The organism is Pseudomonas sp. RC10-4-2, assembly GCF_050433085.1.
Lineage (GTDB): Bacteria > Pseudomonadota > Gammaproteobacteria > Pseudomonadales > Pseudomonadaceae > Pseudomonas > Pseudomonas aeruginosa.
Genome location: NZ_JBNPXX010000002.1, coordinates 830,048 through 844,132, shown reverse-complemented (window position 1 = coordinate 844,132; position 14,085 = coordinate 830,048). Strand labels below are relative to the sequence as shown.

The following is a 14,085-nucleotide window of genomic DNA, read 5'->3' as shown; positions in this document are numbered from 1 at the left end:
AGAGGCAAATCCAGCCTCAGAGACGGCAGACATCTACCTAATAAGACATATAGGTCCATCCTAGAATGTCTACTATAAGGGTTCGATTCCCTTCGCCCGCTCCAGATCCCAATGCAAAAGCCCCTGACACCAACCAGTGCCAGGGGCTTTCTGTTTTCAGGCTTTACCGCGTAAAGCCCGGGAAAGATCGGAAGCGCCCCCATGGATTTCGGCGGAGACGCAGCCGGAAGGTTCCTCTCCTTTACATCATCAGCGAGTAGGCCCGCTCCAACTGGTCCAGATCGATATCCAGGGGCAGCGGCAGGGGCGCTTCGCCGATGCGCTGCTCGCTGGCGAACTTTCCCTCGGCCAACACACGTGCCGGGTCGTTGAGGGCGAGGAAGTCGCCCCCGTCGTATTCCCAGAAATTCAGCGGGGAGCGGCCGGAATAGGTTTCGTTCCAGCAGGCGACGTACGAACGTTCGCCCAGGACTTTCGGACGGCAGGAAACGTAGGGTTCCAGATAGACCTCATGGGTGAGGTACAGGAAGGTGAGGTCATCCACGCGATAGACCGGCGCTTCGCTGACCTCCTGAGGCTCCTCGTCCAGTTGCGCTTCGGGGTTCGCTCCCGGATCGACCGCTGCGACAGCGGAAAACCCATCCGCCCCCCCTGGCTCTCCCATGGCCATGCCTCCACAGATGAAAAGGGAAGCAACCACGACCAATAACTTCAACACGACGCGTCCTCGCCTGAAAATCGCGGAGATTACGCCGCCAACTTTTCAGGTATGCGATCAGGGTGGCCCGCAACCTTCCGCCCCGCCGCCCGATATCGGGCAATTCCTACACGACGGAAGACGCATCCACCTGGGCCCGCACCCGGCTCGTCTTCTCTCTCAGCGCTCTTTCACGGTGTTCCGCAGCAAATTAGTAATTATCTGTAGGAATAACTCCTCAACAGCCTCGTATCACTTCCGCTCGAGCCGAATCTCGACCAGCTTGCCATCGATGAAGCGCAAGTGTCGGTAGACGCCTCCACTGGGGCCATACACCCAGAATTCGGTGCGTGCGGCATTCAACTTGGGCACGCCGTTGTTGCGCAGGGCAGGCTCGTTGACGATCCTGCTCAGCGGTTGCCCGCACCTTTCCAGGACTTGCTCGACGCTGTCGCCCTCGTCCACCAGGTGCGTGCCGCATCTCATCGAGGCAACGGCAGGAATTGCCAACGAAGACATGAACAGCGTCAGCGCCGTGCGAAACATGGATACCTCCCGCTTCCCCCGATAATGAAAGCGCGGACCGCCGCGGGGCGAGGCGAACTCCCTCACAAAGCCGCAAGCGTCGCACAGCGGCATAGCGACGCAGGCAGTTCCTTGCCGTCGCTTCGCCAGCTTCGTTAGACTGCCGCATCGCAGCACGCTTTCGTGGCTGCGCCCTCCCCGATCCGAGGCTTGCATGTTGGAGATAGTAGTCATCCGATAACCGCCACTTCGTCATCCCGCACGAGGTGTCGCCGGTTATCTGCCTTCGCCATGGCTCGCACGCGCCTTTTCGCGCCGTGCGGCCGCGTTGTCACACCGATGATTACAGGTTCTACCGACATGAACGTTTCCAAGCCGGAACAACGGACGCTTCACGCCTTGGCCCAGGGCGGCCATATCGCCTTCCTTCGCGACGCTTCGGGCAAGATCACCCGCGTCGAGTGCTACAACCGCGACGGCCACCTGCTGCTCGACTGCACCCTGGCGGTGTTCTCCAGGCTGAAGAACAAGGGCCTGGTCCACTCCCGCCAGGGCAGGCCCTACCGGATATCCATGGCCGGGCTGAAAGCCGTGCGCCCGCAGGCGGACAATCGCTGACCCCCTTCCTTTTCCATTGCCCCCGCCGGGACAAGGCGGGGGTTCCGAGGAGTGCTTGCATGAATATTTCCATCCGTGCGGAAACGCCCGGCGACATCGACGCCATCGCCCGCCTGACCGAAGCCGCGTTCCGCAACGAAACGCATAGCAGCCATACCGAGCAGTACATCGTCGATGCCCTGCGCCGTGCTGGCGCGCTGACGCTTTCGCTGGTGGCCGAAGCGAATGGCCAGGTGATCGGCCATATCGCAGCCTCGCCAGTGACCATCGATGGCGAAGCGGGCGACTGGTACGGCCTCGCGCCGCTATCGGTGGCGCCCGAGCGGCAGCGCCAGGGTCTCGGTTCGCAGTTGGTCCGGCGCCTGCTCACCGAGTTGCGACTGCTGCCCGCGGGTGGCTGCGTGGTACTGGGCGAACCGACCTACTACTCGCGCTTCGGCTTTCGGGTGGAAAGCGGCCTGGCGTTGCCCGGCGTTCCCGCCGAATACTTCCAGGCACAGTCCTTCAGCGGGCGCATGGCGCGAGGAATAGTGGCCTTCCACGCCGCATTCGACGCCAGCGACTGAGCCGGAACGACAGCAGCCGCTATGTCGCCCCCTGGTCGCGGGCTCAATCGAACTGGGTACCCTTCTGGATCAGTTCCACCTTGTAGCCGTCCGGGTCTTCGAGGAAGGCGATCACGCTGCGTCCGTGCTGCATCGGCCCGGCCTCGCGGGTGACCCGATAGCCCAGCGCCCTGGCCCGGGCGCAGGTGACGGCGGCATCCTCGACTTCGATGGCCAGGTGGCCGTAGCCGTCGCCCTGGGTGTAGCCGTCCCGGTCCCAGTTGTGGGTCAACTCCAGGGCAGCGGCCGCGCGCTCGTCCTGGTAGCCGACGAAGGCCAGGGTGAAGCGGCCTTCGGGATAGTCCCGGCGCCGCAGCAGGCGCATGTCCAGGGCACGGGTGTAGAACTCCAGCGCGGCCTCGAGATCGGCCACGCGGAGCATGCTGTGCAGGATTCGCATGGAAATTCTCCGTGGAGTCCGGCGGCGAGCCGCCGGAGCGGGAATCAACCTTCGACGCGGTAGCCCTTGAACAGGAAAAGCGGACCGAAGGCGTAGCTGTCGATCAGTTCGTAGAAGCGCGCGATGGTTTCGTTGCGGCAATGCTGGAGGAACGCCGCCTCGTCTTCGTACACCTCGTCGAGGTAGAAGCGGTTGCGGTTGTTCTCGTCGCGGATCACTTCGAAGCGCAGGGTGCCCGGCTCGTTCTGCAACGAGCCATTAGCATCGAACAGACCTGCCGCGGCGAACGCTTCGCGCTTGTCGGAGGGAACGTCGAACTGAACCAGTACGTGGTAGGTCATGGAATCTTTCCTCGTGAAATGGGGTTGGAAGCGATCGCGAGGTCCATGCTAGGGTGGCCTTTCACTCATTAAAAGTAATCAATAATCAGCAAAGCACTCACTTAAAGAGAATTATGTGAAACTCTCCCAACTCGGATTCTTCTGCGCGGTGGTCGAACGCGGCACCATCGCAGCCGCGGCCGAACAGTTGCATTGCGTGCCGTCGAACATCACTACCCGCTTGCGCGAACTCGAAGGACAACTCGGCGTAGCCCTGTTCAATCGCGAAAGGAATCGCCTGCTGGTCACCCCCGAGGGCCGCCTGCTGTACCGCCACGCCACGCGCCTGCTGGCGCTGGCCGACGAGACCGCTGCGCTGTTCGCCGGCGACCAGGCGCACGGCGCGCTACGGGTCGGCGCACTGGACGTGGCCCTGGCCAATCACCTGCCCCAGCGCCTGGCCCGCTACCGCCGCGAGTCGCCGGGCGTTGAACTGCACATCCGCCCCGAGCATTCGCTGCTGCTCGAGCGTCTGCTGATGGAGGGAGAGCTGGACCTGATCGTTGCCGACGGCCCCATCGAACACCCGTTGCTGGCCAGCCGCCTGGCCTTCCGCGAGCGCCTGTTGCGAGTCACTCCCGCCAACCTGCCGGCGCCCACTCCCGAGGACCTCGCCAGCCTCGAACTCTATGTGTTCGGCCACACTTGCCACTACCGCCGCCAGGTCGACCGCTGGCTGGCGGAAAGCGGTATCCAGCCGCGTGCAACCCTGGAAATCGAGTCCTACCCAAGCCTCTTCGCCTGCATCGAGGCCGGTCTCGGCTTCGCCTGCGTGCCGGAGAGCTTCGTTGCACGCATGCCCTCCACGCGACGGGGTTTCCATGCCGAACCGGTAGCCGGCCTGGACTCCAGCGATATCCATTTCGTCTGGCGCAAACAGCAAGCCTCGCCGCTGATCCAGGGCTTCATCGACAGCATCGGCGCCGACTGACGCCAACGATCGATGCCGCAACACAAACGCACTCGGAAAAATCGGTAACAGCGGAACCACTGCACAGACCAGAGAAAAAGCCGCCACCAACCAGGCCTGGCGGCGACACCGGAAGTACCCTCGGCGGCCGATTGCCGAGCCGATCCCCTACCTGCCCCCTGGGTTTTCCGACGAAAGACCTTGATTCGTGGGAGGTAGGGTCGTCTCCGCTAGATACCCCTCAACCCTGCGTGCGGGCTCCATGCCCGAGCGCCTTGGCGAGATTTGCCCATAGAGCCATCACTTATGACTGCGACAGACAGAACGCCCCCGCCATTGAAATGGCTCTGCCTCGGCAACCGTGATGCGAACGACGGATTCGAGCTCTTCGCCCATGGCATCTATGCGAGGAACGGCGCGTTGGTCGGCAGCAAGCTCTCCCTGCGCGAACGGCGCCAGCGCGTCGACCTGTCGGCCTTCCTTTCCGGCGCACCGCCGCTGCTTGCCGAGGCGGCGGTCAAGCACCTGCTGGCACGCCTCCTGTGCGTGCACCGGCACAACACCGACCTCGAACTGCTCGGCAAGAACTTCATTCCCCTGCATGCCAGCAGCCTGGGCAACGCCGGGGTCTGCGAGCGGATCCTGGCCTCGGCCAGGCAATTGCAGCAGCACCAGGTCGAACTCTGCCTGCTGCTAGCCATCGACGAGCAGGAACCCGCCTCGGCGGAGTACCTGGCGTCCCTCGCCCGGCTACGCGACAGCGGCGTGCGCATCGCGCTGCACCCGCAACGCATCGATACCGACGCTCGCCAGTGCTTCGCCGAGGTCGACGCCGGCCTCTGCGATTACCTGGGCCTGGACGCGCGCCTGCTTGCCCCCGGCCCGCTGACGCGTAACCTGCGCCAGCGCAAGAGCATCGAGTACCTGAACCGGCTGTTGGTGGCACAGGACATCCAGATGCTTTGCCTCAACGTCGACAATGAGGAACTGCACCAACAAGCCAACGCACTCCCCTTCGCCTTCCGTCACGGCAGGCACTATTCGGAGCCTTTCCAGGCCTGGCCGTTCAGCAGTCCGGCCTGCTGAACGCCGACGCGGCTGCCAGCCGTCACGCCAGGCTGGCCCGCTATCCCGCCAGGCGCTACCCTTGGCAGTTTCGACGGACAGGGACGACGGTCATGGGCAACTATTTCGAGAGCCCCTTCAGGGGCAAGCTGCTCTCGGAACAGGTCAGCAACCCGAACATACGGGTGGGGCGCTACAGCTACTACTCCGGCTACTATCACGGGCATTCCTTCGACGACTGCGCCCGCTACCTGATGCCGGACCGCGACGACGTGGACAAGCTGGTCATCGGCAGTTTCTGCTCGATCGGCAGTGGCGCCGCCTTCATCATGGCCGGCAACCAGGGACACCGCGCCGAATGGGCGTCGACCTTCCCCTTCCACTTCATGCACGAAGAGCCTGCCTTCGCCGGCGCCGTGAACGGCTATCAGCCAGCGGGCGACACGCTGATCGGCCATGACGTCTGGATCGGTACCGAGGCGATGTTCATGCCCGGCGTACGGGTCGGCCACGGAGCCATCATCGGCAGCCGCGCGCTGGTGACCGGCGATGTCGAGCCCTATGCCATCGTCGGCGGTAACCCGGCCCGGACCATTCGTAAGCGCTTTTCCGATGGCGATATCCAGAACCTGCTGGAAATGGCCTGGTGGGACTGGCCACTGGCCGATATCGAGGCAGCCATGCCACTGCTGTGTACTGGGGATATCCCCGCCTTGTACCGGCACTGGAAACAGCGCCAGGCCTCGGCCTGACGGTTGGACGAAGGAGGTCGAGGATTTTTCTCGGGCCCGATGGCCTACCCTCTATGCTTCCAACGGTGTACTGTCGCGATGCCTGGCCATCCAGGCATGCGTGCCAGAGCCACTCCAGCGACCGTACCGGCGGAACGAAACGCTGTGTTTCCGCCAGCCCGTGCCGAGCAACGATCGCCGGAACGATCGCAGGACTTCATGACCGGCGGCCTCCTGGAACGGCTACCGGGCAAGACGAGTGACAAGAACGACACATGATTGAAGAAGCCACTTCCAGCAAGCACTCAGACACGACGGACGCCCCACTGGTATCCGTCGTAGCGCCCTGCTTCAACGCGGAAAAGTACCTGGAAGAAGCCCTGCGCAGCATCTACGAGCAGGACTACCCGAATTTCGAAGTGATCATCGTCGACGACGGTTCCACCGACAACAGCTACGCCATGCTGGAGCAGTTGCAGAAAGTCCACGGTTTCCAGCTCTACCGCCAGCAGAACCAGGGCGTCAGCGCAGCGCTGAACTTCGGCCTGCGACACGCCCGCGGCGACTACGTAGCCACGCCGGACCTGGACGACATCATGCTGCCGCACTCGTTGAGCGTGCGCGCCGCGTACCTCGACCAGCACCCGGAAGTCGGCTGCGTCGGCGCCCTGGTGATCTACATCGACAGCGAAGGCCAGGAAACCAAGCGGCAGAACGGCAATCGCATCCGCCAGCTGGACTTCGACTACCTGCTCGGCAACGCCTACGTCTGCGGCGCCCCGGTGTCCCTGTACCGCATGGAGGCCCTGCGCGCAGCCGGCTTCTACGATCCCGAGATCAAGGTGCAGGACTTCCAGATGACCCTGCGCATCGCCAGCCAGGGCTACCAGATCCACAAGCTGCCGGTACTGGTCACCCGCTACCGGCGCCACCCCGACAACCTGTCGCGGCGCTACAAGGTGCTGCTCGATGCCGACCTGCGCACCATCGCCCCCTACCAGTCGCATCCCGCCTACGAGCGCGGCCGCACGGAGCTGGTCAACAAGGCCCTGAAATACGCCGTGGTCGCGGACAAGCGGCATGCCTGGCAACTGCTCCGCTCGCTGCCGCTGCGGCAGTGGAACCGCACCACCTTCCGCCGGTTGAAGCGCTTCCTTCTCCATCACGAGAGCTGAGTCCGTCACCGCGAAGATTCGTCGTGCATGGGCTATACCTCCCCGATACACCTTGGTTTCGAATCGCCGCCCGACAACGGGTAGGCCGGCCGCTTGACGCCCGCGGCCGTTCTTCGAGGGAGCTTGAATGACCGCGCTGCACGACCTCCCGGGAACCCGCCTGCTGGCACTGTTCGCCCGCCGGGAACTCTCGCCTGGCGAGTACTACGAGCATCTGCTGGCCCACATCCAGCGCTGGGAACCGCATCTCAACGCGCTGTATCGCTTCGACCCGCAACGGATTCGCGAACAGGCCGCGGCGGCCACCGAGCGCTGGCGCAAGGGACAGCCCAAAGGCCCGCTGGACGGGCTGCCGGTAACCATCAAGGAGCTGATCGCGACCGCTGGCGAACCTATCCCATTGGGCAGCGCCGCCACCGCCCTGCAACCCGCGCCCTGCGACGCGCCACCGGCCGCTCGGCTGCGCGAAGCCGGCGCGATCGTCCTGGCCAAGACTACGGTTCCAGACTTCGGCATGCTCTCATCCGGCCTCTCCAGCTTCCACGGAGTCACCCGCAATCCCTGGAACCTGGCCAACAATACCGGCGGCTCCAGTTCGGGCGCGGCAGCGGCGGCCGCCGCCGGCTACGGACCGCTGCACCTGGGCACCGACATCGGCGGCTCGGTACGACTGCCGGCGGGCTGGTGCGGCCTGGTGGGCTTCAAGCCAAGCCTCGGGCGGATCCCCATCGACCCCTACTACACCGGTCGCTGCGCCGGTCCGATGACCCGCTGCATGGACGACTGCCTGCTGCTGATGCGCTACCTCGCGCAGCCCGACGCCCGCGACGCCACCAGCCTGCCGCCGGAAGCGCTGGACTGGAGCGCCGAGCCGCTGTCGGTGCGCGGCCTGAGGGTCGGCCTGCAACTCGACCCCGGCTGCGGCCTGCAGCCCGACGCGGAAATCCGCGCCGCGATCGAGGCCGCAGCGCGGCTGTTCGAGGAGCACGGCGCCCAGCTCAGGATCGTCGAACCGCTGATGGACCGGAGCCTGCTCGACGGCCTGAACGACTTCTGGCGCGCCCGCCTGTGGAGCGAACTGCTGCTCCTCGACGAGACGCGGCGGGCCAGGGTGCTGCCCTATGTCCACGCCTGGGCCGAGGGCGGCGCACGGGTTAGCGGGGTCGATGCGGTGCGCGGTTTCAACCAGACCTTCGAGATGCGCCGGCGCGCCGCCCGGCTGTTCGGCGAGATCGACCTGCTGCTGACGCCGACCAACCAGGTCGAGGCCTTCCCCGCCGACTGGGCCTCGCCGCTGAACGATCCGCAGCGGCCGTTCGAGCACATCGTCTTCACCGTGCCGTGGAATATGGGCGAACAGCCCGCGCTCTCGATAAACTGCGGCTTCACGGCCGCCGGCATGCCGATCGGCCTGCAACTGGTCGCGCCGCGCTTCGCCGATACCTGGCTGTTGCGCATCGGCAAGACCTACGAAGGCTGGCGCGGTCCGATCCACGGCTGGCCCCGGCCGCCGGCTGACTGAAGCCGGCGGCCGCTCGTCGCTCGGCTCCAGGCCTGAGTGTTTCAGTCGTCACTCCGAGAGGGCCTTCGCCATGCGCTCCCCCACCCGTCCCCCGGCGGCCGCCGATCCGGCCAGCCGCCGCAGCGTCTTTGCCGTGGTCCTCGGCAACGCCGTGGAGTTCTTCGACTTCGGGGTCTATGCCACCTTCGCGGTGATGATCGGACGGACTTTCTTCCCCTCCGACAGCGCCTTCGTCAGCCTGCTCCTGTCGGTCACCGCGTTCGGCGTCGGCTTCGTCATCCGCCCCCTCGGCGCGATCCTTATCGGCGCCTACGCCGACCGCGCCGGGCGCAAGCCGGCGATGCTCCTTACCCTGTTCCTGATGGCGCTGGGCACCGGCGGCATCGCGGTGCTCCCCGGCTACGACAGCATCGGCCCGGCTGCGCCGCTGCTGCTGGTGCTGACCCGCCTGCTGCAAGGCCTGGCCTGGGGCGGCGAGGCCGGACCGGCGACCACCTACATCCTCGAGGCGGCGCCGCCGCACAAGCGCGGCACCTACGCCTGCTGGCAGGTCGTAGCGCAAGGCATCGCGGCGGTCGCCGCCGGGCTGATGGGTTACCTGCTCACCCTCTGGCTCGACGAGCGCCAACTGCAGGAATGGGGCTGGCGGATTCCCTTCGCGGCCGGCCTGCTGGTCCTGCCGATCGGCCTGTACATCCGCCTCAACCTGGCCGAGACCTTTGCCGGACGCGGCCGCCAGGCCAGCACCCGGAGCCTGCTCGGCGAATTGTTCGGCAATCATCGGCGGGCCCTGCTGCTCGGTCTGCTGATCCTCTCCGGAAGCACCATCACCCAGTACTTCCTCAACTACATGACCACCTTCGCCCTTACCGAGCTACACCTGCCGGCGGGCATCGCGATGCTCTCGACGCTGGTCGCCGGCGCCGCACTGGCGCTCTCGGCGTTGCTCGGCGGCGTGCTCTGCGACCGCTACGGGCGCCGCGCCGTGCTGATCCTGCCGCGCCTGGCGCTGCTCGCGGTGCTGTTCCCGGCACTGCAGGCAATGACCCGTCACCCCGAGCCGGCAGTCTTCCTCGCCGTCCTCGCCCTGCTCTCGGCCCTGCATGGCATGAGCGGCGCGGCGCTGATCGTGCTGCTGGTAGAAAGCTTCCCCCGGGCGCTGCGCTCCACCGGTTTTTCCCTGGTCTATGCGACCGGCGTCGCCGCGTTCGGCGGCACCGCGCAGATCGTGGTGACCTGGCTGATCGGCGTCACCGGCAATCCGCTGTCGCCGCTGGGCTACCTGCTGCTGGCCAACCTGGTCTGCCTGGGTGGGGCCTGGCTGGCCCGCGAGACCTGGCCGGGTCGCGGGGACATGGGAGGCGCGCCGCTGGTGCTGCGCGACTGAGAACTTGCGCGGTTCGTTCAAGCGCCGCCGGCCTGTCGCGAGCGACGCTGGGGACCTCATTCATCCGGAGGTCCCACCATGCAGTTCTTCCTGCGCTACGCCTACGCGCCCCTCTTCTGGTCCGGCTTCATCGGCCTGGCGACCTGGCAGGTCGGCTATCGCCAGGCTTCCCACGCCTGGCTGGTCGCCCTGTTCCTCGGGGCGCTCGGCCTGTCCTTTCTCGCCGAACGACGACTGCCCTACCAGCCACGCTGGAACCGGCCGCACGCCGACCGCCTGCGCGATGTCCTGCACGCGTCGGTCAACGAAAGCCTGAACGCACTTGGCATCCTCGCCCTGCCACTGCTGGCCGGAGTCCTGGGCTTCTGGCCGGTATGGCCGCAGGCCTGGCCGCTGTGGCTGCAACTGCTGCTGGCGATCGTCCTGGCCGATCTCGGCATCACCCTGGTGCACTACGCCAGCCACCGTTCGGCGCTGCTTTGGCGGCTGCACGCGGTGCACCATAGCGTGCAGCGCCTGTACGGTTTCAACGGGCTGATGAAGCATCCCCTGCACCTGGGCCTGGAAGCGCTCGGCGGCACCCTGCCGCTGTTGCTGCTCGGCGTGCCGCAGACGGTCGCCGCGCTGCTCGCCTTCGCCATCGGCATCCAGTTGCTGCTGCAACACAGCAACGTCGACATGCGCATCGGCGGGTTACGCCATGTGTTCGCCTGGGCACCGCTGCATCGCCTGCACCACATCCGCTACGGGCGCGCCGGCGACGTCAACTTCGCGCTGTTCTTCAGCGTCTGGGACCGCCTGCTCGGCACCGCCCTCCATCGTCCCGACTACCGCCTGGACAGCACCGACATGGGCATCGGCGACCAGCCTGACTATCCCCGCGACTATGCCGGCCAGTTGCTCGCGCCATTCCGCGACCTGCCACGCAGCAGGCACGTCCCACAGCCGCCGGAAGGATTGGGGCGTTCAGCCGGCCAGGCGTAGGTGCGGCAGCGACAGGCCGGCGCGGATACCGAGCAGGCTGCGTACGCTGCGCGACAGGTGCGCGGCGTCGGCAAAGCCGGCGTGATGGGCCGCCTCGGTCAGGCTGCGCCCCTGCAAGGCCAGGGCGAAGGCCAGGTACAGGCGGCGCCAGAGCACCAGGCGGCGTACCGACAGGCCGACCTGGACGGCGAACAGCCGCTCCAGTTGGCTCAGCGAAAGACTGGCGCTGCGCGCCAGTCTTTCCGCCTCGACCCGCGCCGCGAGTTGCTCGTCGAGCGCCGCCAGGGCCTTTTCGACGCGGCGGTCGAGCCGTCGACGAGGCAGCCGCGCAAGCCGCCCCAGCAACGCCTCGGGCTCGCCGGGAGCGTCCTCGAGAAGCTGACGCAGGTCGTCGCTGTCGAACGCCAGCGGCTCGGCGTACAGCGCCAGCAACGGCTGCGACGCTTCGACGCGATGGGCTTGCAGCGAGGGCACCAGCAAGCGCCGGGCCTCCAGTACCTGGCCAGCGACGCGCACTCGCAGCGGCGTCTCCGCCAGCAGCAACTGGTGGGCATAGTGCGCGTGCTCGCGGGTATCGCCGTTGACCCCGGCGAACAGCGCGTGGTCCCGCGCCAGCCAGACCTCGCCCTGCCAATGCCGCTCCGTCATCGCGTACCTTCCGTCAACCGTTCCGTGGCGAAACGGTGTCGGCTATGGCGACCGCCGTCAAGCCCGCAAGGTCAGCGTCCGAACCAGTCGCGCCGGTCGTCGAAGGCGTGCTCGATCAGATCGAGCAAGGCACGCACTTCCACGCGGTTCTCCGCTTCCGGCTGCACGCTCATCCAGACTTCCCGCCGCATCGGCTCGTCGAAGACCTGCGGCAACGCCGCCAGGTTGCGCTCCAGGCGTCCGGCGTAATGCGGCAGCAGGCCGATGCAGGCGCCCCAGAGGATCGCCTGTAGCAGCAGGTCGTGGCTCTGCACCTCGATCACTCCCGACTGGCGAGCCGCCACCCGCCGGTTCCAGGGCGCCAGGGCGGCGCTGGCGGCGTGACCGTGGAGCTGCGCCAGCAGGTAGTCGTCCAGCTCGTCCTCGCTGGCCGGCCGCGTGCGCTCGCGCGAATAGCGCTTGCCGATGTGCGGCTGGTACTCCAGCTCGGCGATGCGCGCCGGTGCGGCGAAGTGGCCTTCCATCGCCGGATGCGGCTGCCCCGGATCGGCGATCCAGATGGCGATCTCCGCCGGCCCTGCGCTTTCCGGCCAGCCCTCGCGCAACTCGGCGAGGGCTACGCGCAGGTTGGCGTTCTTGCGCAGGTAGCCCCACAGCTCGCGACTGAGCACATCGTGCAGGACGCTTTCGGCCACCGCCAGGCGCACCAGCGGCTGTTGCCGGTGAAGATCGGCGTGGCTCTGGCTGTCCTCGACCAGGCGCTGCCCGGCGGCCTGGACGATGCGGCCCTCGCGGGTCAGCGAGAGGGCGTTGCCCTCATGCACGAACAGATGCAGGCCGAGGCGCTCCTCGAGCCGGGCCAGGGTCTTGCGCAGCAGTGTCGGCTTGACGTCCAGGCTGCGCGCAGCCTGCATGAAACAGCCGCAACGGGCAGTGACCAGGAAGAAATGCACCACCTCCAGAGAACCGAACAGCTCGTGCCAATAGGCACGGTCGTCGCGTCCCTGCGCGGGCCTGAGCAGTGCCGGGCGCTGCCCGGCGGACTCCGATAGGGCCATGCTTCCTCGCTAGCGTCCAGGCATGAGGCGAATCCGCAGTTCGATCGGCTGCGGCATGTGTTCCGGCGGCGGCAGGCGCAACGAACGGTCCATCAGCGCGCGCCGCAGTTCATTCTCGATCGGCTCGGCGTCGCTGCGCAGGCAGGCGAGACGGACGATCCAGCCGCGTTCGTCGAGCCAGACCCGCAGGTCGATGTCGGTATTCGGCAACTGCCCCGCCGCGCGCCGCGACTCCAGGAAGGCCAGCAGCCGCGGCGCGGTTTCGGCGTCTTCGCCCAGGCGCTGCTGGACCTGCTCGCCGAGCCATGCGGCATAGGCGCCCCAGAGCCGCTGGCGTTCGTCGCGGAACCGCTCGGGCTCGCCGAACAGCCAGCTGCGCAGGTGCCGCCAGCGGCTCGCGCGCGGCCCACGCCTGGCCTCCGGGATGCCGTCCATCAGTGCAGTTCCGCCAGGGTCTTGCCGAGCAACGCGCCGTCGATGCTCAGGGTAGCGTTGTTCACCAGGCCATCCAGGTAGGCCTTGGCTATCTGCTCCTGGCGTTGCGCGCGCAGGCTTTCGCGCAGGCGACCACGGACCTCGTCGAGGGTGGCGAGGCGGGCGTCGCGACGCTCGGTCAGCTTGACCAGGTGGAAACCGTTGGCGCCCTGGATCGGCTCGGACACCGCGCCGACCTTTAGCCGTTCCAGCGCCGGACGGATCGCCGGCAGCAGTTGCGCCTGCGCCAGCAACCCACCGATGTCGCCGCCGTTGCGGGCGGTCTGCGGGTCGTCGGAATGCTTGCGCGCCAGTTCGGCGAAGTCGCCGTCCGCGGCCTGCCGGTAGAGTTCCTGGGCGCGCTTGCGCGCTTCGGCAAGCCCGCCGGCCGCAGAGGCGGCGATGAAGATCTGGCTGACCCGGTACAGCGCCGGTACAGCCAGTTGCGCCTTGTTCGCCTGGTAGGCGGCCTGCAGTTCGGCATCGCTGGGGTAGTCCTCGGGCACCGTGCTCACCGACTCCAGGTAGGTACGCAGGACGATCTGCCGCGCCGCCGCATCGATCAGCGTCTTCACCTGCGGACGCTGTTGCCAGTCCTGGGCGCTGGCCTGTTCGTAGAGCGCCTTCTCGGCCAGTCGCGCACGCATCCAGCGTTCCATCGCGTCGCGGTTCTCGCTCAACTGCGCGCGGGTTTCCGCCGGCACCTCGGCCAGCAGCGCCTTCAGTTCGTCCGGCGCCACCTGCAAGGCACCGAGGCGGGCCACCGCGGGCTCCGCGGCGGCGCTGGCAGATGGCTTGGCAAGCGCGGCCTGGGCCTGGCCCGCGCCGCCGTCCTCGCGCTGGCCACAGCCGGCGAGAACGGCAAGCGCGAACGCCAGGATGCCGCAACGAAATGCCGGCCGCATC

17 protein-coding genes are annotated in these 14,085 nt (G+C 66.9%); 9 read left to right on the top strand and 8 right to left on the bottom strand.

Annotated features, from left to right (window positions below; all coding sequences use genetic code 11):
• Positions 1 to 241 precede the first annotated feature (241 nt).
• Together FHW81_RS11775 and FHW81_RS11770 are read right to left on the bottom strand one after the other, a co-directional pair.
• Positions 242 to 718 (bottom strand): hypothetical protein, encoded by a 477-nt coding sequence (locus tag FHW81_RS11775; RefSeq protein WP_012614484.1) that lies wholly within the window; start codon positions 716 to 718, stop codon positions 242 to 244.
• 231 nt (positions 719 to 949) lie between these two features.
• A complete protein-coding gene (locus tag FHW81_RS11770) occupies positions 950 to 1,243 on the bottom strand; it encodes a DUF2845 domain-containing protein (RefSeq protein WP_003141121.1) in 294 nt (97 codons plus the stop codon).
• Between the two features lie 339 nt (positions 1,244 to 1,582).
• On the opposite strand from FHW81_RS11770, the gene FHW81_RS11765 reads away from it, so the two are divergent.
• The gene (locus FHW81_RS11765; RefSeq protein ID WP_003085431.1) at positions 1,583 to 1,840 is read left to right on the top strand and encodes a YjhX family toxin; all 258 of its coding nucleotides are present in this window, start codon (positions 1,583 to 1,585) and stop codon (positions 1,838 to 1,840) included.
• A gap of 59 nt (positions 1,841 to 1,899) precedes the next feature.
• Complete coding sequence (locus FHW81_RS11760) at positions 1,900 to 2,406, top strand: GNAT family N-acetyltransferase (RefSeq protein ID WP_003120797.1); 507 nt, start codon at positions 1,900 to 1,902, stop codon at positions 2,404 to 2,406.
• Positions 2,407 to 2,449: 43 nt separating this feature from the next.
• Here FHW81_RS11760 and gloA read toward each other — a convergent pair whose 3' ends face one another.
• Positions 2,450 to 2,845 (bottom strand): lactoylglutathione lyase, encoded by a 396-nt coding sequence (gene gloA / locus FHW81_RS11755; protein ID WP_003098430.1) that lies wholly within the window; start codon positions 2,843 to 2,845, stop codon positions 2,450 to 2,452.
• A 44-nt stretch (positions 2,846 to 2,889) separates the two neighbouring features.
• Positions 2,890 to 3,186 (bottom strand): putative quinol monooxygenase, encoded by a 297-nt coding sequence (locus FHW81_RS11750; RefSeq protein WP_003085421.1) that lies wholly within the window; start codon positions 3,184 to 3,186, stop codon positions 2,890 to 2,892.
• A gap of 115 nt (positions 3,187 to 3,301) precedes the next feature.
• On the opposite strand from FHW81_RS11750, the gene FHW81_RS11745 reads away from it, so the two are divergent.
• From FHW81_RS11745 to FHW81_RS11715, 7 genes are all read left to right on the top strand, one after another.
• The gene (locus FHW81_RS11745) at positions 3,302 to 4,156 is read left to right on the top strand and encodes a LysR family transcriptional regulator (protein ID WP_003145767.1); all 855 of its coding nucleotides are present in this window, start codon (positions 3,302 to 3,304) and stop codon (positions 4,154 to 4,156) included.
• Between the two features lie 285 nt (positions 4,157 to 4,441).
• Complete coding sequence (toxR, locus tag FHW81_RS11740; RefSeq protein ID WP_003120800.1) at positions 4,442 to 5,221, top strand: toxA transcriptional regulator ToxR; 780 nt, start codon at positions 4,442 to 4,444, stop codon at positions 5,219 to 5,221.
• Positions 5,222 to 5,313: 92 nt separating this feature from the next.
• Positions 5,314 to 5,952: a type B chloramphenicol O-acetyltransferase gene (gene catB / locus FHW81_RS11735; RefSeq protein ID WP_003163350.1), complete on the top strand. Its 639-nt coding sequence runs from the start codon at positions 5,314 to 5,316 to the stop codon at positions 5,950 to 5,952.
• Between the two features lie 254 nt (positions 5,953 to 6,206).
• Entirely contained in the window at positions 6,207 to 7,106 is a 900-nt protein-coding gene (migA, locus tag FHW81_RS11730) for an alpha-1,6-rhamnosyltransferase (RefSeq protein ID WP_003163351.1), read from the top strand.
• A gap of 127 nt (positions 7,107 to 7,233) precedes the next feature.
• Entirely contained in the window at positions 7,234 to 8,628 is a 1,395-nt protein-coding gene (locus FHW81_RS11725) for an amidase (protein ID WP_009875955.1), read from the top strand.
• Positions 8,629 to 8,698: 70 nt separating this feature from the next.
• Entirely contained in the window at positions 8,699 to 10,015 is a 1,317-nt protein-coding gene (locus FHW81_RS11720; RefSeq protein WP_003123056.1) for an MFS transporter, read from the top strand.
• A 78-nt stretch (positions 10,016 to 10,093) separates the two neighbouring features.
• Entirely contained in the window at positions 10,094 to 10,999 is a 906-nt protein-coding gene (locus FHW81_RS11715; protein WP_003085391.1) for a sterol desaturase family protein, read from the top strand.
• Here FHW81_RS11715 and FHW81_RS11710 read toward each other — a convergent pair.
• From FHW81_RS11710 to FHW81_RS11695, 4 genes are all read right to left on the bottom strand, one after another.
• Entirely contained in the window at positions 10,982 to 11,647 is a 666-nt protein-coding gene (locus FHW81_RS11710; RefSeq protein WP_106120559.1) for a helix-turn-helix transcriptional regulator, read from the bottom strand. The two genes, FHW81_RS11715 and FHW81_RS11710, sit on opposite strands and share 18 nt — an antisense overlap.
• Before the next feature lie 71 nt (positions 11,648 to 11,718).
• Positions 11,719 to 12,705 (bottom strand): LysR family transcriptional regulator, encoded by a 987-nt coding sequence (locus FHW81_RS11705; RefSeq protein WP_003098443.1) that lies wholly within the window; start codon positions 12,703 to 12,705, stop codon positions 11,719 to 11,721.
• Positions 12,706 to 12,714: 9 nt separating this feature from the next.
• A complete protein-coding gene (locus FHW81_RS11700; protein WP_003110838.1) occupies positions 12,715 to 13,140 on the bottom strand; it encodes a hypothetical protein in 426 nt (141 codons plus the stop codon).
• Positions 13,140 to 14,084 carry a peptidylprolyl isomerase gene (locus FHW81_RS11695; RefSeq protein ID WP_003098445.1) on the bottom strand — a complete coding sequence of 315 codons (945 nt, stop codon included), beginning with the start codon at positions 14,082 to 14,084 and terminating at the stop codon, positions 13,140 to 13,142. The genes FHW81_RS11700 and FHW81_RS11695 overlap by 1 nt, the downstream gene beginning before the upstream one ends.
• Position 14,085: the final 1 nt, after the last annotated feature.

What these genes read in the sequence shown, in the direction of transcription:
- FHW81_RS11720 (WP_003123056.1), top strand. Translation starts at nt 8,699, where the DNA reads ATGCGCTCCCCCACCCGTCCCCCGGCGGCCGCCGATCCGGCCAGCCGC.
- FHW81_RS11700 (WP_003110838.1), bottom strand. Translation starts at nt 13,140, where the DNA reads ATGGACGGCATCCCGGAGGCCAGGCGTGGGCCGCGCGCGAGCCGCTGG.
- FHW81_RS11695 (WP_003098445.1), bottom strand. Translation starts at nt 14,084, where the DNA reads ATGCGGCCGGCATTTCGTTGCGGCATCCTGGCGTTCGCGCTTGCCGTT.
- catB (WP_003163350.1), top strand. Translation starts at nt 5,314, where the DNA reads ATGGGCAACTATTTCGAGAGCCCCTTCAGGGGCAAGCTGCTCTCGGAA.
- FHW81_RS11715 (WP_003085391.1), top strand. Translation starts at nt 10,094, where the DNA reads ATGCAGTTCTTCCTGCGCTACGCCTACGCGCCCCTCTTCTGGTCCGGC.
- FHW81_RS11760 (WP_003120797.1), top strand. Translation starts at nt 1,900, where the DNA reads ATGAATATTTCCATCCGTGCGGAAACGCCCGGCGACATCGACGCCATC.
- toxR (WP_003120800.1), top strand. Translation starts at nt 4,442, where the DNA reads ATGACTGCGACAGACAGAACGCCCCCGCCATTGAAATGGCTCTGCCTC.
- FHW81_RS11765 (WP_003085431.1), top strand. Translation starts at nt 1,583, where the DNA reads ATGAACGTTTCCAAGCCGGAACAACGGACGCTTCACGCCTTGGCCCAG.
- FHW81_RS11770 (WP_003141121.1), bottom strand. Translation starts at nt 1,243, where the DNA reads ATGTTTCGCACGGCGCTGACGCTGTTCATGTCTTCGTTGGCAATTCCT.
- FHW81_RS11705 (WP_003098443.1), bottom strand. Translation starts at nt 12,705, where the DNA reads ATGGCCCTATCGGAGTCCGCCGGGCAGCGCCCGGCACTGCTCAGGCCC.
- FHW81_RS11710 (WP_106120559.1), bottom strand. Translation starts at nt 11,647, where the DNA reads ATGACGGAGCGGCATTGGCAGGGCGAGGTCTGGCTGGCGCGGGACCAC.
- migA (WP_003163351.1), top strand. Translation starts at nt 6,207, where the DNA reads ATGATTGAAGAAGCCACTTCCAGCAAGCACTCAGACACGACGGACGCC.
- gloA (WP_003098430.1), bottom strand. Translation starts at nt 2,845, where the DNA reads ATGCGAATCCTGCACAGCATGCTCCGCGTGGCCGATCTCGAGGCCGCG.
- FHW81_RS11750 (WP_003085421.1), bottom strand. Translation starts at nt 3,186, where the DNA reads ATGACCTACCACGTACTGGTTCAGTTCGACGTTCCCTCCGACAAGCGC.
- FHW81_RS11725 (WP_009875955.1), top strand. Translation starts at nt 7,234, where the DNA reads ATGACCGCGCTGCACGACCTCCCGGGAACCCGCCTGCTGGCACTGTTC.